The 19797-nt window shown below is 65.8% G+C and carries 19 protein-coding genes; 2 read left to right on the forward strand and 17 right to left on the reverse strand.

Annotated elements, in window-relative coordinates; all coding sequences use genetic code 11:
* Positions 1 to 314: 314 nt before the first annotated feature.
* Positions 315 to 1484, forward strand: coding sequence for an ankyrin repeat domain-containing protein (locus tag AKJ09_RS51260; RefSeq protein ID WP_146655176.1), 1170 nt, complete (start codon positions 315 to 317; stop codon positions 1482 to 1484).
* Between the two features lie 67 nt (positions 1485 to 1551).
* Here the strand turns inward: AKJ09_RS51260 and hrpA are convergent, their stop codons facing one another.
* Both hrpA and AKJ09_RS51270 read right to left on the reverse strand, forming a co-directional pair.
* Positions 1552 to 5253: an ATP-dependent RNA helicase HrpA gene (gene hrpA, locus AKJ09_RS51265; RefSeq protein WP_146655177.1), complete on the reverse strand. Its 3702-nt coding sequence runs from the start codon at positions 5251 to 5253 to the stop codon at positions 1552 to 1554.
* Positions 5254 to 5306: 53 nt separating this feature from the next.
* Positions 5307 to 6218: a fibrinogen-like YCDxxxxGGGW domain-containing protein gene (locus AKJ09_RS51270; protein WP_146655178.1), complete on the reverse strand. Its 912-nt coding sequence runs from the start codon at positions 6216 to 6218 to the stop codon at positions 5307 to 5309.
* Between the two features lie 295 nt (positions 6219 to 6513).
* Between AKJ09_RS51270 and AKJ09_RS51275 the strand changes: the two genes are divergently transcribed.
* Positions 6514 to 6930 (forward strand): rhodanese-like domain-containing protein, encoded by a 417-nt coding sequence (locus tag AKJ09_RS51275; protein ID WP_205634014.1) that lies wholly within the window; start codon positions 6514 to 6516, stop codon positions 6928 to 6930.
* 9 nt (positions 6931 to 6939) lie between these two features.
* On the opposite strand, the gene AKJ09_RS51280 is transcribed toward AKJ09_RS51275, so the two are convergent.
* From AKJ09_RS51280 to AKJ09_RS51350, 15 genes are all read right to left on the reverse strand, one after another.
* The gene (locus AKJ09_RS51280) at positions 6940 to 8142 is read right to left on the reverse strand and encodes an amidohydrolase family protein (protein ID WP_205634015.1); all 1203 of its coding nucleotides are present in this window, start codon (positions 8140 to 8142) and stop codon (positions 6940 to 6942) included.
* Between the two features lie 247 nt (positions 8143 to 8389).
* On the reverse strand, positions 8390 to 9058 hold the full coding sequence (locus tag AKJ09_RS51285; RefSeq protein ID WP_146655180.1) for a hypothetical protein: 669 nt from the start codon (positions 9056 to 9058) through the stop codon (positions 8390 to 8392).
* A gap of 68 nt (positions 9059 to 9126) precedes the next feature.
* Complete coding sequence (locus tag AKJ09_RS51290; RefSeq protein ID WP_146655181.1) at positions 9127 to 9936, reverse strand: hypothetical protein; 810 nt, start codon at positions 9934 to 9936, stop codon at positions 9127 to 9129.
* Positions 9933 to 10535, reverse strand: a complete 603-nt coding sequence (locus AKJ09_RS51295; RefSeq protein WP_169928673.1) for an RNA polymerase sigma factor — start codon at positions 10533 to 10535, stop codon at positions 9933 to 9935. The genes AKJ09_RS51290 and AKJ09_RS51295 overlap by 4 nt, the downstream gene beginning before the upstream one ends.
* An 88-nt stretch (positions 10536 to 10623) precedes the next feature.
* Positions 10624 to 10941: a hypothetical protein gene (locus tag AKJ09_RS51300; protein WP_146655183.1), complete on the reverse strand. Its 318-nt coding sequence runs from the start codon at positions 10939 to 10941 to the stop codon at positions 10624 to 10626.
* Positions 10938 to 11705: a hypothetical protein gene (locus AKJ09_RS51305; protein WP_169928674.1), complete on the reverse strand. Its 768-nt coding sequence runs from the start codon at positions 11703 to 11705 to the stop codon at positions 10938 to 10940. Before AKJ09_RS51305 ends, AKJ09_RS51300 begins: the two co-directional genes overlap by 4 nt.
* A 48-nt stretch (positions 11706 to 11753) precedes the next feature.
* Positions 11754 to 12092: an ArsR/SmtB family transcription factor gene (locus AKJ09_RS51310; protein WP_146655185.1), complete on the reverse strand. Its 339-nt coding sequence runs from the start codon at positions 12090 to 12092 to the stop codon at positions 11754 to 11756.
* Entirely contained in the window at positions 12082 to 12576 is a 495-nt protein-coding gene (locus AKJ09_RS51315; protein ID WP_146655186.1) for an SRPBCC family protein, read from the reverse strand. The genes AKJ09_RS51310 and AKJ09_RS51315 overlap by 11 nt, the downstream gene beginning before the upstream one ends.
* 83 nt (positions 12577 to 12659) lie before the next feature.
* The gene (locus AKJ09_RS51320) at positions 12660 to 13544 is read right to left on the reverse strand and encodes an NHL repeat-containing protein (RefSeq protein ID WP_146655187.1); all 885 of its coding nucleotides are present in this window, start codon (positions 13542 to 13544) and stop codon (positions 12660 to 12662) included.
* Between the two features lie 20 nt (positions 13545 to 13564).
* Positions 13565 to 14956, reverse strand: a complete 1392-nt coding sequence (locus AKJ09_RS51325) for an RCC1 domain-containing protein (RefSeq protein WP_338035055.1) — start codon at positions 14954 to 14956, stop codon at positions 13565 to 13567.
* Between the two features lie 5 nt (positions 14957 to 14961).
* Positions 14962 to 16113, reverse strand: coding sequence for a hypothetical protein (locus AKJ09_RS51330; RefSeq protein WP_146655189.1), 1152 nt, complete (start codon positions 16111 to 16113; stop codon positions 14962 to 14964).
* The gene (locus AKJ09_RS51335) at positions 16110 to 17267 is read right to left on the reverse strand and encodes a hypothetical protein (RefSeq protein WP_146655190.1); all 1158 of its coding nucleotides are present in this window, start codon (positions 17265 to 17267) and stop codon (positions 16110 to 16112) included. The genes AKJ09_RS51330 and AKJ09_RS51335 overlap by 4 nt, the downstream gene beginning before the upstream one ends.
* Positions 17267 to 18445, reverse strand: a complete 1179-nt coding sequence (locus AKJ09_RS51340; protein WP_146655191.1) for a hypothetical protein — start codon at positions 18443 to 18445, stop codon at positions 17267 to 17269. The genes AKJ09_RS51335 and AKJ09_RS51340 overlap by 1 nt, the downstream gene beginning before the upstream one ends.
* A complete protein-coding gene (locus AKJ09_RS51345; RefSeq protein ID WP_146655192.1) occupies positions 18442 to 19179 on the reverse strand; it encodes a hypothetical protein in 738 nt (245 codons plus the stop codon). Before AKJ09_RS51345 ends, AKJ09_RS51340 begins: the two co-directional genes overlap by 4 nt.
* Complete coding sequence (locus AKJ09_RS51350; protein ID WP_146655193.1) at positions 19176 to 19784, reverse strand: RNA polymerase sigma factor; 609 nt, start codon at positions 19782 to 19784, stop codon at positions 19176 to 19178. Before AKJ09_RS51350 ends, AKJ09_RS51345 begins: the two co-directional genes overlap by 4 nt.
* Positions 19785 to 19797: the final 13 nt, after the last annotated feature.

Consider the following 19797-nt stretch of genomic DNA (forward strand, 5'->3'; position numbering starts at 1 on the left):
CCTGCTGACTGTCGGACGCCAACATGTGGACCGCGTACGAAGCTGCGGGCCTATCGCGGGCGGCCTTGAATCCCACGCCGATGATCGATGTGGGCAGGTCAGGTGCATCTCGCGGTCCATTCCCTCCTCACGACGTTCGCCCGCGCTTCTGCCTCCTGAGTCGGCTCGTGCCTTCTATGCAAAACCACCACTTATAGTGCGATAAAAGCGCTTCATTCGTGCATCGCTCCCGAGCATCCACGCTATTTGCAATCGCGGCGCAGGTGACAATTCCGAGCTCCCGAAAAGAAAACGGACTAGGCTCGCGTTCGGAGATGAGTCGCGCGCGACCAAAGACCGCTTCCGGTCAGCGAGAACGCATTGCGGGGCTCGATGCGCTCCGGAAAAGCCTCTCCGCCAAGGACGACCTGGAGCTTACACGCCTCATCGAGGAAGGCGCTCTCTCACGCGTACGCGCCCCGAACGCTCTGCTCGAATACGCGATCAGGCATGGATCTCCCGCCCAGGTCCGCGCGATCGTCGAAGTACTGAAGCCCGCCCTGTCTGCCAAGACATTCCACGCGTTGTTTTCGGAGGCGGCCTTCTGGAATTACGAGAAGCCGGGATCCGCGCTCGCGGTGGATTGGCTCGAGACCGCACGCACAGCGTTGGCCTTTACCGAGAACGTCGATCACGTCGAAAACTGGCGGGCGGAAATCGATGGCAAGCCCGTTTCGGAGATCCATTCACCGCTGCTGCACGCCATCGAAATGAACGATCCAGAGTGGGTCGCACTGCTGCTCGGCAAGGGCGTGAATCTGGCACGGCCTCTCGAGGATCCACACCGTCATCACGGAGGCAGCGCGCTCCATTTTGTGTGCTCCCGGAAGGCTGCATCGAAAGCCATCGTCGAGCAGCTCATTCGTCACGGCATCCCCGTGGACCAACCTGACAAGCGCGGGCTCACACCTCTGGCGCTTGCCGCGACGAGCGGGCATCTCGATTTGGTTCGGCTCCTCATCGCGAACGGGGCAGACGTCGATCGGCCCGTCGGGCAGGAGCGTGACTCGTCCGTCCTCATCCAAAGTGTCCGGGCCGGCGCGTTCGACGTAGCCCAATTCCTCGTCGATGCAGGAGCCGACGTACGCCGTCGTGATCGCTTCGGTTGGACGGCCGCATCGCTGGCGTGCTCGAGGCGGCAGAAGCCGCTCGTCGAATCGATGCTCCTCCGTGGCGCAGAGCTGAGGCCCGCGTTGGGTCTACGCGGCGAGCCGACAACGCTTGGCTTGCGAGTTACGTGGTTGCTCGAGACGGCGGCCGGGAGCGCGTTCGCTGCGGGAATCAAGATCGGTGACATCCTCGTCACCATCGATTCGACTCACGTGCACACGATCGAAGACGCGCAGCGTTGTGTGGCGATGCATCGCGCCCTCGACGAAGTACAGCTCGAGCTCGTTCGCGAAGGGGAACGGCTCCGGAAAGACGTGCTCCTCATGGCGCTGTAACGGGAACGCAGGAACTACTTCTGGGGCGGTGGCCACGACGGAAGCGACGGGGACGAAGCCCGCCGCGTCAGGCGCGGAGGGCCGTGAGGGCGGCAGCGACTTTCGGAACGGAGACGGGGACCGGGGTCTTCAGCTCCGGGGCGAAGATGGCGACGCGCAGCTCTTCGAACGTCCAGCGGAGCTCGCTCGCACTGGCCGGGTCGCGCGCGCTCTTCGCCTTGGTCAGGAACGTGTTCCAGAGCGGCGTGAAGGGCGCGAGCTTGTCGGCGTCTTTGCGCGGATCGCTCACGGCGCGCTGGAGCCTCGCCTGCGCCGCGCGGAGGTAGCGCGGATAGTGTTCGAGTCTCGGGATCGGAACCCACTCCATCAAGTCGATCGGGAAGAGCCCCTCGAGCTGCGCGTAGATGTCGACGATCGCCGCGCGTCCACTCGGATGGCGCGAGGCGTTCTTGAGCGCGGCCAGCGTTTTGTCGAGCTCGGCGGTGATGGGCTTCATCGCATCGGTTACGACGCGGAAGGCGGCATCGATGCGAGGCAAGCCCTTCGTGAGCAGATCATCGAAGACACGCTTCGACCGAGGCAGCTCGGCGTCGCTGCCGAGCGCGAACGCGAGATCGACGATTCGACCGAGCACCATGCCGCGGAACGCCTCGGACTCCACGCGAGACGGGAGCGCACCGTTAGGACGTGAAAACGCCGCCGGAAGGCGGGGCGCGAACGCCGAGATGTTCTTGCGCGCGGCAAGCGCCACGAGACGACGCACCCCTGCCCGCGTTGCAGCTTCGGCCGCCGCAGTCGACTCGAGGAGCGCCAGATCGACGGACGTGCCTCGATCGACGAGCGCCGGGTAGCTACGAACGTCGATACGACCTGCGCGGGTGGTGACGAAGGCGGGGAGATCGCCGAAGTCCCACGCCGTGACGCCCGTTCGACCCCACGCGGCTTGCGGCGCCGTCTCCTTGAACGCGGCGCGCGCCCGGGCTCCGAACCGCTTGAAGAGGTCGTCGACGTCCTTGCTCTGCGCAACGACTTTGCCGTCTTCGTCGACGACGCGGCAGGTGAGGCGCAGATACGATGCAACCACATCGGGCCGGAACGCATCTTCCGGAACGTCGGCGCCGGTCACCTCGGAGACCGCGCGCGAGAGCGCGGGAATCATCGGTCCGACGAACGGTTTCAGGCGAGGAGCCACGAGATCGACGACCGAAGGAACGTCGCCCACGTCGCGCCGGAGGGCACGCGGAAGCTCGTAGAGCAGCGCCGCCAGCTTGTCGCGATGCCAGCCGGAAATCGTCCAATCGAGCTCGCCCGCCTCGAGCTGAGGGAGGAGCAACAGAGGCACCGTGAGCGTGATTCCGTCGTCTTCGGCCTGCGGCTCGAAGCGATACGTCACGGGCACCGTGGTGCCGTGCAGAACGATGGTGTCCGGGTAGTCCTTCGGCGAGAGACTGCGTTCGCCGGTGAGAACGTCTTCCATCGAGAGGAGAAGCACGTTCGGATTCTCACGCTCCGCCTTCTCCCGCCAGGCCTCGAACGCTTTGCCGTTCACGACGTCGGCGCCCACGCGCTGATCGAAGAACGCGAGGAGCGCATCGTCGTCGGCCAGCATGTCGCTACGGCGTGCCTTGGCGCGGAGCTTGGCAACGCGCTCGAGAATCTCCAGATTCTTGCGCTGAAAGGCCCCTTTCGTGGTGAATTCCCCACGAACGAGCGCGTGATCGAGGAACATCTTCCGAGCTTCCACGGGCGCGACGCTCGCGTAGTCGACGCTCACGTCGCGCGCGATGGAGAGGCCGAAGAGTGTCGAATGCTCGCGAATCGAAGCGCGCGCGGACTTCTCCGACCAGTGCGGGTCGCCATACGACTTCTTGAGCAGATGCACGCCTGCGTCGAGGAGCCATTCCGGCTCGATTTTGGCGGCCACGCGCGCGAAGAGCTGCGTGGTTTCGACCAGCTCGAACGCCATGATCCAGGCCGGCGGCTTGCGGGCGAGTGCCGACGACGGATGGATGGCAAAGCGCGTTTGCTTGGCCCCCATGTAGACGCGATTCTCTGGATTCCACTTTCCGACTTTGGAAAGAAGGCCGGTCACCAGTGCTCGATGCAGGGCATCCGCGTCTTCCGACGTCCGCTTTTCGGGCTGGCCTTTGCGACCACCGCCCTTCGAATCGATGTTCAGCTCGCGGACAATCTCTTCGAGCTGACGGTGAACTTCACCCCATTCGCGGATTCGAAGATAGGAGAGGAAGTTCTCCTTGCATGTCCGGCGCAATTGCCCCTTTCCGCGTCGCTCGGCCTCTTTGACGAAATCCCACAAACGCAGGAGCCCGACGAAGTCGGAACGCTCGTCGCGGAATTGGCGATGAAGGTCGTCGGCCTTTTGCTGCGCCTCGCGGGGACGCTCGCGCGGATCCTGGATGTTGAGCGCGGAGGCGACGACGAGGATGTCGCGCAGGCTCCCCACCTCGGCACCGGCGAGGATCATTCTTCCGATGCGCGGGTCGACCGGGAAGCGCGCCAGACGATGACCGATGGCCGTGAGGTCGCGATTCTTGTCGAGCGCGCCGAGCTCCTCGAGAACGCGATAGCCCTCGGTGATAGATCGCGAGTGCGGCGGATCGAGGAAAGGAAAGCTCTCCACGTCGCCGAGGCCGAGCGACTTCATCCGGAGGATGACACCCGCGAGGCCCGAACGCTTGATCTCCGGATCGGTGAAGGCCGGACGGGCAGCGAAGCTCTGCTCGTCGTAGAGGCGAACGCAAATACCCTCGCGAACGCGCCCGCAACGCCCTTTGCGCTGATCGGCGCTGGCACGCGAGACACCTTCGATCTGCAGGCGTGTGGTGCCGGAGCGTGGGTCGTAGCGCGAAAGGCGGGCGATGCCCGTGTCGACCACGTAAACGATGCCGGGAATCGTCACGGACGTCTCGGCCACGTTGGTGGCGAGAATCACGCGGCGCTGCGGAATGCTCTGGAAGACCTTGGCCTGGTCGCCCGCCGAGAGGCGTGCGTAGAGCGGCTGGACCACCGTGTGTCGGAGATTTCGGGTCAGGAGCTCCGCTTCGGCCTCGCGGATCTCGCGCTCACCGGGGAGGAACACGAGGATGTCCCCACGGGGGTCGAGCGAGGTGACGTTCTCGACGGCGTTGGCCACGGCCTCGGGAAGATCAGCGTCTTCATTCGGCGGCTCGTAGAGAACCTCGACCGGAAAGGTGCGCCCTTCGACTTGGATGACGGGCGCGCCGCCGAAGAACTCGGAGAAGCGCTCCGTCTCGAGCGTGGCCGAGCTGACGATGACCTTGAGATCCGGACGCTCGGGCAGGATTCGTTTGATCCAACCGAGGAGGAAGTCGATGGTGAGCGTGCGCTCGTGCGCCTCGTCGATGATGATCGTGTCGTAGCGCTTAAGGAGACGATCGCCTTGGATTTCCGCGAGGAGAATCCCGTCCGTCATGAACTTCACGTACGTCTGCGGCGACGTCCGGTCGTCGAAACGAACCTGGTAGCCGACGTCCGTACCGAGGGGAGTTCCGAGCTCGGTTGCCACGCGCGCAGCAACGCTGGTGGCCGCGATGCGGCGCGGCTGGGTAACGCCGATGATGCGTTCGAGGCCGCGGCCCATGGCGAGGGCGATCTTGGGAAGCTGGGTGGTCTTTCCCGACCCCGTCGCACCGGCGACGATGACGACCTGGTGGTCGTTCACCGCGGTCGCGATGTCGTGCACGCGTGCCGAAATCGGCAACTCGGGCGGGAACTCGATCTCCGGCATGGCCCCCGCGAGATAGCATTCTCGCGGCCCCTCGTGCGAGGGCGTCGGCCGAGTCAGCGGACGTAGATGTCGGTCAGGTCCCAGCCCATGTTCCCGCAGTCACCGGCGGCGGCGAGGCCGGCGGGCTTGTCTTCCGCACGCCGGCGCTGCACCACGCGAATCGAGCGGGTCAAGCTCTTGTACGCGGGATCCCAGAAGTTCTCGACGTCCGCGCACTGGTTCGTGAGCCCCGCATACGGCACAACGGCCCCGGTCGCGTCGTGGGCCATGTTCTTGTCGCGGTCGAAGAGATCAGTGCCGAGCTCGAAGGGCCGCACGTTCGTATCGGTGCCGTACGAATCGCCGAAGAGGATCCAGCAGCCCGCCGAGCCTCGGAACGTGTAGGTGGCCATGATCTGCTTCCACCCATCCGGGCCGGCGACCGTGAAAGCATGCCCAGGTGCGGGCTTCGGTGGGTCGCTGCAGTAGCCGGTGACCATGTCGACGGTGAAACCGATGCCACCATGGTCTCCCGTGACGTGCCCGACGTCGACCTTCGAAGGCGAGCTCGGCGCGTAGTCCTGCACGCCCTGGTCCGAGGCGATCATCGGCGCCGTCACGAGCGTCCAGCCGCCTCCGAAGCTGTCCATATCGCAATAGGCCTGGTACGCGCCTGCATCGCCCTGCAGCGTGTAGACGCCGCTCGCCGAGACTCCGACCTCACGCAGCGTTCGGCACGACCCCGCGTCGTCGGGAATCGCCGCGGCCCGAGCGTCGTCGTTCCCGGCGTCCTTCGTTTCGACCTCGGCACCAGCTTCGGAGTTCGTGCCCGGCGTGCTGGCCGTGCTGTCGCCGGCGAGACCATCCGTGGTCGTCACGAGCGAACACGCCATCGCTTCCGCGCCGATCGGCAGCGCAGCGATCGCGACCAACATCCAAACCGGGAGGCGATGGCTCGCCGATACGAAGCGAAGGCGGTCGGGCACGTCCCTATGAATCTGCCATGGCCCGAACTCGATTTCGAGCTGCGAAGATGAAACTCCGGCGACCCGATGGCCGGCTGTCGCCGTGCCGTCGCGCGGGCGTCATGGAGGGCGCCGGAAAACGCAACGTCACCCCTTCAGAAATTCGAGACGGAGCCGTTTGTTCCGTCCGTGGGCGAGAAGCGTCCTGACCTTCGACAATCCATCGTCTCATGACCGACGCCGACGCCGCTATGTATCGCGAAAAGCAGAGCAAGAAGACGAACGTGGCCTGAGCGACGCCGTTCGTCCCCACCTCGTGAGCAGTTCCATGGCACCAAGGCACGGTCGTTGCGCGGCGGTCGTCATGCTCAACCTCTCTCCGCATGCGATGTCGCTGCTCGGCGTCCTGGCCGCGGTCGTGATCCTCGGAATTTTCGTCGGAAGCGGGTTGTTCTACGGAGCGCGTGCCCATCGAGCTCTGCGCATGATCAATCGGGGCGATGCCATCCTGCTCGACATCGATGCCCCGGATGGGATCGAAGACGCGCGCGACCCGGGCTGGCGCGAAGTTCCGTTCCGAAAGCTCGAGGCACGTGCCGAGAAGCTCGGCGGGAAGGACCACACAATCGTCCTCCGCGGGGGCGGCAAGAGCCGCAGCCGTGAAGCCACGCGACACCTCCGGGCGCGCGGCTACCGCGTCATCAACATCGGCACGGCGTTCAGTAAAGCTTGAGCGAGTGCTCTACTGCACGTGCGTTCGTTCCCACGCGCGCACGCGCCGGCGAGCCTCGTCGAAGAGCCGCTCGTAGTTCTTCTTGCGAACCTTCTCGCTCGCGACCGGATCGAGCTGGGCAAAGAGCGGCGCGTACTGTCGATAGACCGCGAGGAGCTTCTCCTGGCTCGTGGGCGCAACCTCGTCGCTTCCGAACAGGAATCGATCGGGGAATCGATTGATGAGCCGCGCCGTCGCCTGAATGGTCGCGGGACTCGACACGACGTACTTCGCCACGACGTCCCAGGAGATGTCGAAGTACACGTTCGAAAACTTCGAATCCGCGAGGATCGATTCGATGATGGCGAGGTGATCGCCGACGGGCTGAATCACTCGGCCCAATCCCGTGTGCGCCCAGATCAAGGTGGTCTTGGGATGCCGCCCCAGCAGATCCATCATCTGCGAGAGATAGGCGGGAATCGGCCGGTCCTTGGAGAACGGAATCGTGATGTCGTTGTGCATCAGGGCCACGAGCCCGACCTCCGCAGCGAAGTCGAGCAGCCTGTCGAGGGCCGGATCGCGCAGACTCGGGGCTTCGCCGGCGATCTTGGAAGAGACGAATTCCTTGTGAATCGTGAATTCGCCGATTCCAGAGAAGACGCCAGGGAAGGTCGTCAGGACGCGCTTGATGTGATCGGCGGCATACATATCCGACGGATTGAACCCGATGATCATCGGGTCGAGACGACTCTGTTCTTCCTTGGGCAGCGCTCGATACTGAGCTGCGGTCACGGCATCGGTGAAGGAGTAGTAATAGAGCGGCGCGTCGGTATGGAGGTAGTACGTGGGCCCGTAGTCGCCGGAGATTCGATACGACCACGTTTGCTGCAGCGGAATGCCGAAGAGCACGGCTCGACCCACTTTGTTGCCCATCACCTCGAGGAGCGAATGCGCGGTGATGCCCTCCTGCACGTAGTTCGTGACGTGCACGTGGACGTCGTTGACCTCGTACGTCCCTTGCCAAGCGGCAGGCGGCATCGCCGAGCCTGCGACGGCGTTCGTGACCGTCGCAGCGCTCGCGGCCCCGGGAGCCGGCGCTGCATTCGTCGCCGTCGTGCCGCACGCGCCTGGCGCCGCGGGTTCATGCGTGAGCCCGCATGCCGCGAGGGCAACCAGGAACGCTCCGGCGAGGCCGCCACGGCATGCATGGAAAAGGACACTTCTCTTCTGCATCGATCCCCGCCTCGCTCGGAGACGATGGGAACTTAAGTGCAGAGCGGCCCCCACAAGAGCCAATGCGTGCACGCGACGAGCGAGCGCCGGGCGGGCTGGGACACGGCGGTGACGTTCGATGCCACGCGCACGGTGAGACCGTCGACCGCGATCGGCGTCGAGAGAACGACCGTGAGCGTCTTCGCGCTGTCGTCGAGCCCCGAGTGCGCGTTTGACTCGGCTCCTCATTCGTCGCGATGAGTGGGCGTCAGGGGGCCATGCAGTTGCAGTTTACCTGCGTGCTTGTCGTGCTCGAGCATTTGAATGGGCACGAGCTGAGGCTCGCGCAGATGGATTCGGCGCAGCCGCAATCGAGCTGGGCGGGGCCGCACGAGGTTGGTCGGGCGACGCAGGCGTAGGAAGGATCGCGCTCGCAGATGGCGCCGTTCCAATGGCTGCCGGACGGACAGACACCGGCGTCGTCGACAGGGAACGGGATTCCGCCCTGAACCAGGTATTTCGCGCAGACCTGGTCGCCGGTGCACGCGGGATTGCAGCCGGCCGAGCCCGCGTCCGAGAAGCATTGTGGCGTTTCGCCGGCCTGAGGCGTACGGATGTCCCAACGCCAGACCTGGCAGCCGGTGTCGTCTTGCTCGACACGCCAGTTGGTCGAGCAAAAGAAATCACACGTCTTCGCGCAGCCCGTCTTCGCCGAGCCTCCGAGGTTCATGCAGCCGGAGGGAGCGGGATCGAGGGGACAGCAGACCGCCGTTGTCTCGCCGTCGACCTTCGCGTCTCCGCGCTCGTCGGTCGTCGAAGTATCCGGGGAGCCGCCGTCCGCGGAGTTCTCCGCGACGACGAGCGTTTCGCCGTTGCACGCGAAGATCCACGTGGAAGGGAGAATCAAAGCAATAAGCAGCAAGGTCGTTCGCTTCACGATGCTCTCCGTGGTTCGGGAGGTCTCGCGAGGAGTGCCCGAGCCTTGGGTGATCCGTCACGAAAAGATCATGGCGCGGTTCCGGGCCCGCCGCACGACGAACGAACGCTCGCCGCAAGGGGTGACTCGCCACTGTCGCGCAGAAAGCGCTCGGTTTCGCCCCGCGCCTCGGACACGCGGCCGAGCTTGCAGAGCGCGAAGATTCGTTCGGCCGAGCATTCCTCGCGAAGCACGCCGTTCGGATACGTTCGCGCGTGGTCGTCGAGAAGAGCCAAGGCCTGCACGGCATCACCACTTCGCAGCGCAGCGTCCGCGTCACGCAAGAGCTGCGTCTCGGCGGCAACGCGTCCTTCGGAGACCTTCGGTGCCGAGGCGGAAGGCGACGGCGCGATAGGCGCGGAGGGGCGACGAATCGGGACTGCCGAGACGGGGGACGCCGGAGGCGCCGCAACGACGTTCGTTTCGAGGGCCAGCGCCGACGCACTGGAGGACGTGGGCACCGGCAGCGCCTGGCTCTCGAGGCTGGGAGACGGATGGCTGGTCGTGACAGCGTTGCTCGCAGCCACGGCCGGGGCCGGCGCGGCGCGATGGAAAGCGTAGAACGCCGCGCCGCCGCCCACTGCGGAGGCGAGCGCAAGCGCGCCGGCGATCTTCACAGCGAGTGGGACCGCGGAAGGGGCGGCCGTCGCGACTCCGACCTTCCCAGCGGGCGGGAGGCTTGCGGCGGCTCCCTTTGCAGCGAGCGCTGCCGCGCCCGTCGCCAATCCCAACTTGGCGGCCAGCGCGTGGTCCATCCTCGCGCGTTCCTCGGCGGTGATGGCCAGATCGCGACGAGCGCTCGCGAAGAGCGCGCGGGACTCCGGACCGAGCTCGCTCATCGGTACCTCCAACCATCGCGCGAGCGATGACGCGCGAGCGCCTGCTCGAAGGCCTGTCGTGCCAAACGGAGTCGCGAATACGCGGTGTTGAGTTTGATGTCGAGTGCTCCGGCGATCTCGGGAACGCTCATCTCCTCGAGCTCGGCGAGGACGAGCACCTCCCTCTTCTCGTCATCGAGCTCGTCGAGAATTCGTTCGAGGAGCAGTGTCTCTTCCGCGTGAACGACCGCCTCGTAGGGCGTCGGTACATTCGCGGGGAGAGTTTGGGGATCGAGGGCTGGGCCTCCGGAGGCCGTCTCGTGCGGGCTCTTTCGCTGGATGGATCGCCGATGATGGCGGACGACGTTGAGGATGATGCCCGAGAGCCACGTCCGAACCGATGACCGGCCCTCGAACTCCGGAAGGCGGCGGGCAACCACGACGAAGATCTCCTGCGCCACGTCGTCGACGGCTCCGTGCTTCACGCCGAGCCCACGGACGCTCCGCCATACGAACCCGACGTGCTCACGGTACACGTCGGGGAACGCGAGGGCCTGACCGCGCGGAGCGGCCTCCGCGGGCACCTCGTACGGGGGACTCTCACCGATGGACGACATCATGGAAGACATTCGAGAGGCCGCCCAAGAGAACGGGCCCGCTCTGCGGATTCACCGATTCACCTCACGTGCCCGGTGATCCGAGGATCCGTCAAAAAAAGATCATCTCCACGCCCAACGCGGCCCGACCGGCCACGATCGCCGCGCGGTGCACGTAAGTATCGCTCGTGGGCGCCGGCTCGCGAACGACGAACTCGGGCCGCACGAACGGAAGGACGGCTTCCATGGAGAGTCGGAGCGAGAAGCCGCGGACCTGTGTGAACGGGGACCACACCGCGAGGGCCCCGCCGCTCCCAGCGAGGAACGTCGCGTCCGGGTCGAACGACGTATTGCCGCCGAATCCCGTGGCCTCGACGTGATCGAGCTCGACCCCGAAGACGGGCCCGAGACTGCCCGTGGCCGTCTTCAACAGTGCGTACCCGCCTCGCACCCCGATACCGAGCGATCGGAAATCAGCCCCCACCTTCGTGCTCGCCGTCTTCTTCGACGGCAAAAGAAGCCTTCCTGCGGCCTCGACTCGGAAGCGCTTCCCCCAACCCAGGCAAGGGTGGCCTCGACACCACCGTCCGCCGACGGCAGGCTTCCGACGTCGCCCGCGAAGGAGACGCCTGCACCGAAGTGCCTCCTGCCCGACGGCGCGGGATGGACGGCCGAATCCGTCGCGCCGGACGCATCGAGCGCATCGGGCGGGTGCGTTGCTGCATTTTGCGGCGCGGGCTCGGCGTTCGCACGTTCGGAGGCCGGCGACGCGGGCACCGGCTCATCGCTCGACTCCTCCGCTCGAACCGGCGGCGCCGACGAAAGTTGCGGGTTGACGGTGATCGCGAGAATGAGGGCGCTCGCCGAAGCGAGCTCGGGGCACGACTCGGCTTCGAACGTCCGCCGGCCCGCAACGTCGGCTCCACGTGTGACGAGCATCACGCGGAATCCTCCGGTTGTCGTGCGTGTCACGTCGGCCCGCGCGGTGACGCGACGACGCGGGCCCGTCGAGTTGCCGAGAATGCGTTCGACCTCGCCGACGACGTGCGAGCCGTCCGGGCAGTCGGCCTCGGTGGCCGACCAATCGAGCGTCACCGAGGGCTCCGCGTCCGCGCGCGCCGCACGCGGGTCACACGTGGCCAACGTGGCGAGCACCGCAACTGTCGAGCCCAAGCGCATGAGAGCGCCGAGCATGGCACGCGCGCCCCGAGAGGCCAACACGAAGCCCCGCGGGAAAACCGCTCAATCTTCGACGAACGCTTTCAGGCGACCGATCGTCTCGTCCCACTCGGCGGAGATGATCTCGAGGTAGTGCTGCGCTTCGGAGAAGCGTTGGGGCCGGAGCTCCCAGACGTTTTCGCGGCCGAAACGCGCGCTGTGGACGAGGCCCACGTCTTCGAGGACGCGAAGGTGCTTCGTCACCGCTTGGCGAGTGACGTCACCGCCCTCGGTGAGCTTCGCGATCGACAGCGGACCTTCCTCGCAGAGTCGAGAGACGACTCGGAGCCGCGTCTCGTCGCCCAAGGCGGCGAACAGAGGCGCGGACTCCTTCCACGCGCGAGCGGCGTTGCTACGCGCCATGGGTGACGTACTTCTCGATCAGCTTCGCCTGGGCACTCCAGCCTCCTTCGTTCATCGTGAAGGCCTTCGCCCGGCGCTCGAGCGGGATTTTGTCGAACCCCGACTCGGTGATCGTCAAATGGGTACCACCTTCGACCTCCTCGAGCTCGAACGTGACGAGCGTGGGCACCTCGCTCGAGTAGTCCACGTTCGGGTCGACCGCGAACGGGTGCCAGCGGAACGAAAACAGCCGCTGGGGCTCGATACGGTCGATCATGAAGTCGAAGGGCTTGCCCGTGTACGGCTCCTGCGAAGCGGCGACTTCCGGGTCGACCTTCGTGGGCACGATCCTTCCCTTCATCCGTGCGCCGGCAACGAACGGACCGTCGAATTCGACGCCGAACCAGGTACCGAACTGCCGAGCATCGCTGACGGCAAGCCAGACCTTGGCGAGCGGAGCACGAAGCAGGACCTTCTTCTCGATGCGATCGGGGACAGGGCTCATACGCAACCTCCTGGTTGCAGATCCATAGCCACGTGCGTCGGCCCTGGCAACCCCGTTCGACACGAAGGCAACCGCAGCGTGATTCAGCGCGGGGGAACGACCGGAGCACACGTCGACGAGCCCGCGCCGACGATCAGCATTCCGGTGTCGTCCACCACGACGGTCGACGTATCGGTCGCCGGACTGTAACGCGTCACTGCGGACGTCATGTGCCCCGTGAAGAGCCAGAAATCGCCGCCCCAATGTGCAAATGCCCAGGCCCCGTTCGGGTCGACGGCCGACGTCCGATAGTTCTGCAAGGCCGCACCGGTCGTCTTGTCGAGACGTACGAGCCGGCCGCTATTCACCGAGAAGGCGTAGAGAAGCCCGTTTCCCGTTCCCGTCAGCTCGGCCAGGCCCAGCGCGGCCGGACCGATGAGCGTCAGCTCGTAGGTTTTGGTGTCGATTCGTGCAAGGCCCTCTCCTTCGATGAAGAGCGTTTCGCTCGAAGCCCCCGCGTCACCTGCGTCGTCTTTGGCGAATCCCATTCCGAAGCTGGAAAACCCAGGTTGATGTCCACGAAATGGCGTTTCCGTACAATGCGCGTCTTTCGTATCGACGTTGTAGATTCGCCCGTCCGTGAATTCGACCCACGCGATTCCCTTGCGATCGACCGCCATCGAGAACGTATCGGCGGTCGTCGGGCACGCAATCGTGCCGATGCGTGTGAACGAGAGCGACATGGGGTCGAACCGATGAAGAGCCTTGTCGCCCGAAGACAATACGTAGATGAGTTTGTTCTCCTCTGCGCAGTCGGTCTCCGGCAATGCAGCGTCGACCCCAGCCTCCTCCACGATGACCATGGCCGGCTCACCGGCGTCCTGCGGCGCCTCGAACGTACTTCGACTCGGGGCACAGTGCAGCGACTCGAGCCCGGCAATCGCGGTCAGCACAAACCCGACGGCAGCAAACCAATTCCGACGAGCCACGGCGAAAGACATCGTAGACCTCACGGCGGCAAAACCACGTTCACCGGGTGCGGATGCGTTTGGTCGTCGCGTGCACCTCGTCCCAGCTGTCCCACGAAGTTCGTTCCCCAACACTCGATGTTCCCCGTTTGGAGCAGCGCGCACGTAGCGCTCGCCGTGGAGACGACCCGAACGGCCGGCCCGCTCAATCCGACGATGCGAGTGGGCCGCCCGGTCCGCTGCACGTCGGCTGGGACGCCGTCGCCCAGCTTGCTGCCGAAGTTGCCGCCCCAGCAATAGACGCGTCCGCTGGCCATGACCGCGCACGAGTGCCCGTCGCTGACGGACAGATCGATCGTCACGTCGCCGCGACCCGGGGTTCCTGCATCGACGTCTTCGCCGTGAATCACGAATTCCAAGTTCGTGGGCGCGGGTGAGTAGAACTCCGGTCCGAACGTTCCTCGCCCGAGCTGTCCGTTGTCGTTCGCCCCCCAACACGTGACGTAACGACCGACGACCGCGCATCCGTGATTCGGCCCGCTCCCGACGCCGCGCACGACACCAAACGGGACCTTCGCCGGCACGCCATCGGGATCTTCCGACGTGTCGCGTGCGAGAAGAAAGCCGTAGCCACCTTGCTGCGTGCTCGCCCCCCACGACCACAGGTCTCCCGCGGCGGTGAGCGCGAAGACGCGTTCGACCCCCGGCTCGACCACCGCGATCCTCGCACCAAGGGCGACGTCGCCCGGCGGACCGGGCTCGCCCTTGGGGGCCCCTCGCCCGAGCTCCAGATGCCCATTCTGTCCCCAGCATCGAACCTTGCCGGCCGCATCCGTGGAACACGCCACGTTGGAGCCCACGGCCACGCTCGAGGCCGGCTCCACGAGGTCGAGGCGCGTCGGCGTGAACGCAGGGGCGCTGAAGGGAGCGTCTCCGCCGTCGCGCGACGTGCCGGCGTTCAGGAGATCCGGTGCGCCCCAGCAAAGCACGCCGCCGTCGGCCACGCGCGCGCAGGTGTTGGCCTCGCCCACGCTGACCTGCGCCACTCCCGACAGGTCCGGTACGCGGTTCGCCGTGGCGCTCGCATGGGGAAAATCCGGACCGGTGTCGTAGCCGAGCTGCGCCTGGTCGTTGCTTCCCCAGCAAGCCACCGTTCCATCCGCCAGGAGCGCGCAAAGTGTATTGCCCCACCCGCTCAGCGAAACGGCGCACGGGCCCGTGCCGCACGTCACGCTCGCGTCGGGAACGACGTAGTCGTCCGTTGCATCCGCCGCGTCTTCGTCGACCGAAGCGTCGTGCTCGGCCGGGAGCGAGGCTTCCACCACCGGTCCGCCATCCACGACGGGGTCTTCGGAGAATCCCGACTTCGAAGAGCAGGCGAAGAGTACGACGCCGGCGCCAGCCGCGACGATTCCAATCCAGAGCAACCGCATGAGCTTCACGGCTTGGCTCCCTGCATGCGATGAATGGCAATCCCGTGACCAACGGCCCACACGTCCTCTGCAGAACTCGCGTGGACGGCTGCAAAGTTGTCGAAGATCGGTGCGCCGTGCACCGCAGTTCTGGAGATGCTCCACGCCTTCCCGTCCCAATGCCGAACCGCACCCAGATATCCGACGGCCCACACGTCGTCCGTGGATACCCCCCAGACACTCGTCAGCGGAGAGGTGGTAGCGTTGCTAGGAGTGGCCGACCAGCCAATGCCCGCCTCGGTCGGGCCGCGGTGGAAGTTCTCGCCGGCGACGCCGATCGCCCAAAGGTCATTGGCCGACGAGCCCCACATCGACGGGAAGTCCGTATACGATTTCCCATCCACCGAATAACTCTTTTCCCAAATCCAAATCGACTTGGGACCATCTGTTTTGTACGCGTGAACGATGGTTGCAGTCTGGTCACGTCCGCCCAGCCAGAGGTCGTTCTTGCCCGCCACGTAGATAGCCGTCACGTTGAAGTCGGCGATGCCGATGTCCACGAGCTCGGAGCCGAGCGTGCCACCGTCGCCCATGGTCACGTGCTCGAGCGAGTGGGTTCCGTCGTCTCGCATGCCGACGATCCATACATCGTCGGCGCTCGCGCCTCGCACGAGGTCACGCGTGGGACCATCCGCGCGCGAATCCGTCGTCCACGCGAATGCACCACCCGAGGCACGGACACCGTGCACGAGTCTCCGCTCGACCTCCGCCACCGCCCACACGTCGTTGGGACCGCTGGCCCAGAGGCTCGTGAGTCCCTCGAGCCCCGCCGTCGGGTCGAGCGACCAGGCCGCGCCGTCCCAATGGATCATCCCGTTCCTTCCGACAGCCAGCGTGTCGTTGGAAGCGAAGCTCCACACCGCCTGCAAATCGAAATCCTTCGACGGCAGCTTCGTACGACACCAGTGATCCAGGCTGCAGCCGTCGCCTGCATCGGTCGAGGCATCGTCGCCCTCCGGAGGGCGGCCCGCATCGCCGGCATCGGAGGCGCCGTCATCGGGCGGCGCGCCGTCGGCGTCCACATGTGTCGCGCCGAGCTCGGCCTCGTCGTTCGCGCAATGAACGAGGGCGAACGCCAGAACGACGGCCACCGTCCACGCCGGAATCGCATGTCTCATGGCGACTTCCTCGGAAGAGCAGCACTTCCCTTGTGGAGAAGCGTATTTCGACCGACTGCCCAAAGATCGTCGGGACTCGACCCCCATATCGAGAAAAGGTCGTCCGGCCCGCCGCCGTCGGCATGCGCATCGCCGTCCATCGAGACCAGCGACCATGCTTGGCCGTTCCAGTGCACGACCGTGCCACCACTTCCAACCGCCCAGACGTCATCCGCCGCGAAGCCCGTCATTCCGAAAATCGTCGCGTCGGTAGGGAACTCCACGCCCGCGGCCTGGTACTCACCATCGAGTCCACGGACAAAGCGACGCATGGTGCCGCCTGCGCCTGCCGCCCAGACGTCGCCGCCGGCGACGCCCCAGACAGCGTTCAAGTCCATGGACGTTCCGCTGTTGACCGCCTTCCACACGATCGTGCCCTTGCTCTTGCGACCGACTCGCGTTTTTCCGCCCATACCGACGATCCAGAGTCCGGATTCAGGATTGCCCCAAATCGCGTCGAACGAAAACGGCTCGGGTTCGGGCGGAACGGCCGCACTCGTGGCCACGAATTGCCATTTCGGCACCCCGGAATTCCAACCATCGCAATGCCACACCGGCGGAGCGCCAACCTGGCCCATGAACGCCCCGACCGCCCATACGTCGTCGGCGCCGCTCCCGCCCATCGCGGCAATCGAGCCTGGCCAACCTCCAGCGTCACCGTCGAAGAATGACCACCCAGCGTCACCGCTCGAATAGCCATCGCTGTGCCACATGGCATTGCCCGCGCTGAAGGCCCAAACGTCCTTCGGGCCGCTTCCCCAGACTCCGAAGAGGGTCTGACGCGTGCCGACCTTTCCGGTGGTGAGGGCGCTGCCGTCCCAATGAAGCGTGACGTCCGGACTGCCCACGATCCAAACGTCCGCCGGCCCGGACCCCCAAATGCCATTGAGTGACATCGGCGATGGAGGAAGCGCGACGGCGCACCATTCGTCGGCCGTGCATGCGTGCGATGCATCGGCATCCGGCTGCGGCGGAAGAACGACCACGTCGGGGTCGGTACTCGCGTCGAGCGTCGCCTGGGCTGACGGCGGAGAGTCCGCACAGCTCGCGGCCGCTTGCGCGGCGAGCCCTGCACAAGCGAAGAGCACGAACGATAACGAACGACCGCGGCGCATCAAAACACCACCCCCGCGTCACACGGTTTGGTCAAGCAATGCCCCGCCGCGCAAGGCTGGCCGCCCGCGAGGTCACACTGCGCTCCGCAGGCTCCGCAGTGGAGAGGATCCGTCATGAGATCGACCTCGCAGCCGTTCTCGATGCGGTGGTCGCAATCGGCAAATCCCGGTGCGCAGGAATACGAACATCGTCCGAGCACACACGTCGGACTTCCGCGCCCGCTCATCGGGTCGACGCGGCCCGGGCAGGCGTTGCCGCAGGCTCCGCAGTTCAGCGGGTCCGACTGCAAGTCGACACAATCGAAACCACATCGCGTTTGGGTCGCATCGCAAATGCATCTGCCCTGATCGCAGACCTGGTCGGCTGCGCACTTGTTTCCACACGACCCACAGTTCTCCGGATCGGAGGCCAATACCGTTTCGCAACCGTCACGGCACGTATCCTTGTTGCAATCCGCATATCCCGACGAACAGTGCAATCCACAGGACGAAGAGGCGCAATTGAAACCGACGTTCGGCGGATAGACGTCGACGCCGCACGGCCATGACTTCACCTCGGAGTGCGCATTGTCCGGATCGCAGACGTGCCCGCACGCCCCGCAATTCGAGTCGTCGTCGCTCAGCTTGACGCACTGATCGCCGCAAGCCGTGTATCCCGGCGGGCATCCGCACGCGCCCTTCCAGCACAGAACGCCAGCGCCGCATGCATTTCCGCACGCTCCGCAGTTCGCTGGGTCGGCATCGAGGCTCTTCTCGCAGCCGTCCTCCACGTAGCCGTTGCAATCGCCGAACCCCACGGTGCAAAGCATCTGGCAACGGCTCTGGGCGCACACGAACGACGCGTGCAATTTCTGGCGGATCCTGGGTGGTGGGTTCGGACACTGCACGTCGCAGCTCCCGCAGTGGTCGACGTCGCGACTGAGATCGGTCGTGCAGAGCCCGGACGTTCCGGGGCACGTCGCGTACGGCGCGGGGCATTCGTAGGCGTTGCACATGCCCGCGTCCGACGCGGTGGGCGTAGGATTGGCCGCGTCGGCTCCCGTGAAGCTCGGCCCGCTAGTGTCGACCGGCGGACCGTCGCCGCCCGCACTCAGCGAGGAGTTCGCGCATGCCGAGAGAACGGCGACTCCGAGCACGACGGCAATCGCCGCGGCCTTCGCGAGGTTTGACGTGTTCATGGTGCTGCACACGAGTGAGCGAGGCGTTGCAGATGGTTCGATCCTGGCGACCGTCGCTCGAGCTCGGCGCGCACAGCACGCGCCGCGTCGACATCGCCCCGCTGACACAGCGCCAGCACCTGGAGGGTCATGCGTTCGTCTCGGAGAACGCCCTGCGGAAAGTGCGTCGCATGATTTGCGAGCGTGGCGAGGGTGTCGTCGGGAGAGCCGTCGCGGAGCGATGCCTGCGCCCGTCGCAAAAGCGCGAGCTCCTCGGCGAGACCGGCAGAGGATTCGGCGGCGATAGACGTGCTCGGCGGCCGATGAGCCGACGACGGAGGTGCCTTGGCGGCCACGTTCGGGAGCGCATCGATCGAGATGGCGGGTGGCGAAGGCGCCGCGCTCTCGTGAGCCGCTGGACTCGGTGGCTCGACCACCGACGACGCGATCGGTGCCTCGTGCGTCACGACGGCCGCCGGACGCGAAGCCGATGCTCGAATCCAGACCACCCCGGCTGCGCAGAGCCCGACCAACGCGAGACCGACTCCGAGAGTCCATGGTCCTCGTGCGGCGGCCTTCGTGCCCATGCCTCCCGCTCGGCCGGGAGGGGCCGGTGCATCCGCGCCCAAGTCGGGCGCTTCGCCCAGGCGATCCGCGATTCCGGCGCGCATCGCCCTCGCTCGCTCGGCGCTCGGTTCCCAGGCGCTCGTCGCGCTCTGGAGAAACGCCCTCTCTTCCGGTGACAGCTCGCTCACGGCGCACTTCCTTCCGACGCCTTCGTGCACTGCGAAAGCAGGCCCTTGAACTGCTCGCGCGCGAGACGCAGCCGCGAGTAGGCCGTGTTGACGTTGATCTCGAGGAGCTCCGCGACTTCGGCGGCCTTCATCTCCTCGATGTCCATGAGCAGAAAGACGATGCGCTTCTCTTCGTCCATCTGGGCGAGGATCCACTCGAGCCTTTCCATCGCCTGCGACCTCGCCAACGTGTCGAAGGGACCGTCGGCCCGGTCCGCAACCTCGTCGTCGAGCGCATCGAGCGACGGGCGCGCACGCTGGCGCCGACGCTCGTTGGCCACGAGCCACCGAGCGATCTGGAAGAGCCATGTGCGAATGTCGCTACGCCCCTCGAACTCCGTGAGGCGGCGGTGCACCACGACGAACACGTCTTGCACCATGTCTTCGACCTGCGGCTCGGGTAGGCCGAGCGCGCGAAGCACGCGCCACACGAACCGAAGGTGACGCTCGTAGACTTCGTCGAAGGTAGGCAGGGCGCGCACGGAAATCGAACGCCGCTCGGGGGGTGCCACACTCAGCTCACGCGCGAGCGGGCTCGTTCCGGCGGAGGCATGCGGAAGGTGCACGAACCGTTAGTTT

It is taken from the genome of Labilithrix luteola (genome assembly GCF_001263205.1).
Classification (GTDB): Bacteria; Myxococcota_A; Polyangia; order Polyangiales; family Polyangiaceae; genus Labilithrix; species Labilithrix luteola.

What these genes read in the sequence shown, in the direction of transcription:
- AKJ09_RS51260 (WP_146655176.1), top strand. Translation starts at nt 315, where the DNA reads ATGAGTCGCGCGCGACCAAAGACCGCTTCCGGTCAGCGAGAACGCATT.
- hrpA (WP_146655177.1), bottom strand. Translation starts at nt 5,253, where the DNA reads ATGCCGGAGATCGAGTTCCCGCCCGAGTTGCCGATTTCGGCACGCGTG.
- AKJ09_RS51280 (WP_205634015.1), bottom strand. Translation starts at nt 8,142, where the DNA reads ATGCAGAAGAGAAGTGTCCTTTTCCATGCATGCCGTGGCGGCCTCGCC.
- AKJ09_RS51290 (WP_146655181.1), bottom strand. Translation starts at nt 9,936, where the DNA reads ATGAGCGAGCTCGGTCCGGAGTCCCGCGCGCTCTTCGCGAGCGCTCGT.
- AKJ09_RS51295 (WP_169928673.1), bottom strand. Translation starts at nt 10,535, where the DNA reads ATGATGTCGTCCATCGGTGAGAGTCCCCCGTACGAGGTGCCCGCGGAG.
- AKJ09_RS51305 (WP_169928674.1), bottom strand. Translation starts at nt 11,705, where the DNA reads ATGCTCGGCGCTCTCATGCGCTTGGGCTCGACAGTTGCGGTGCTCGCC.
- AKJ09_RS51310 (WP_146655185.1), bottom strand. Translation starts at nt 12,092, where the DNA reads ATGGCGCGTAGCAACGCCGCTCGCGCGTGGAAGGAGTCCGCGCCTCTG.
- AKJ09_RS51315 (WP_146655186.1), bottom strand. Translation starts at nt 12,576, where the DNA reads ATGAGCCCTGTCCCCGATCGCATCGAGAAGAAGGTCCTGCTTCGTGCT.
- AKJ09_RS51325 (WP_338035055.1), bottom strand. Translation starts at nt 14,956, where the DNA reads ATGCGGTTGCTCTGGATTGGAATCGTCGCGGCTGGCGCCGGCGTCGTA.
- AKJ09_RS51330 (WP_146655189.1), bottom strand. Translation starts at nt 16,113, where the DNA reads ATGAGACATGCGATTCCGGCGTGGACGGTGGCCGTCGTTCTGGCGTTC.
- AKJ09_RS51335 (WP_146655190.1), bottom strand. Translation starts at nt 17,267, where the DNA reads ATGCGCCGCGGTCGTTCGTTATCGTTCGTGCTCTTCGCTTGTGCAGGG.
- AKJ09_RS51340 (WP_146655191.1), bottom strand. Translation starts at nt 18,445, where the DNA reads ATGAACACGTCAAACCTCGCGAAGGCCGCGGCGATTGCCGTCGTGCTC.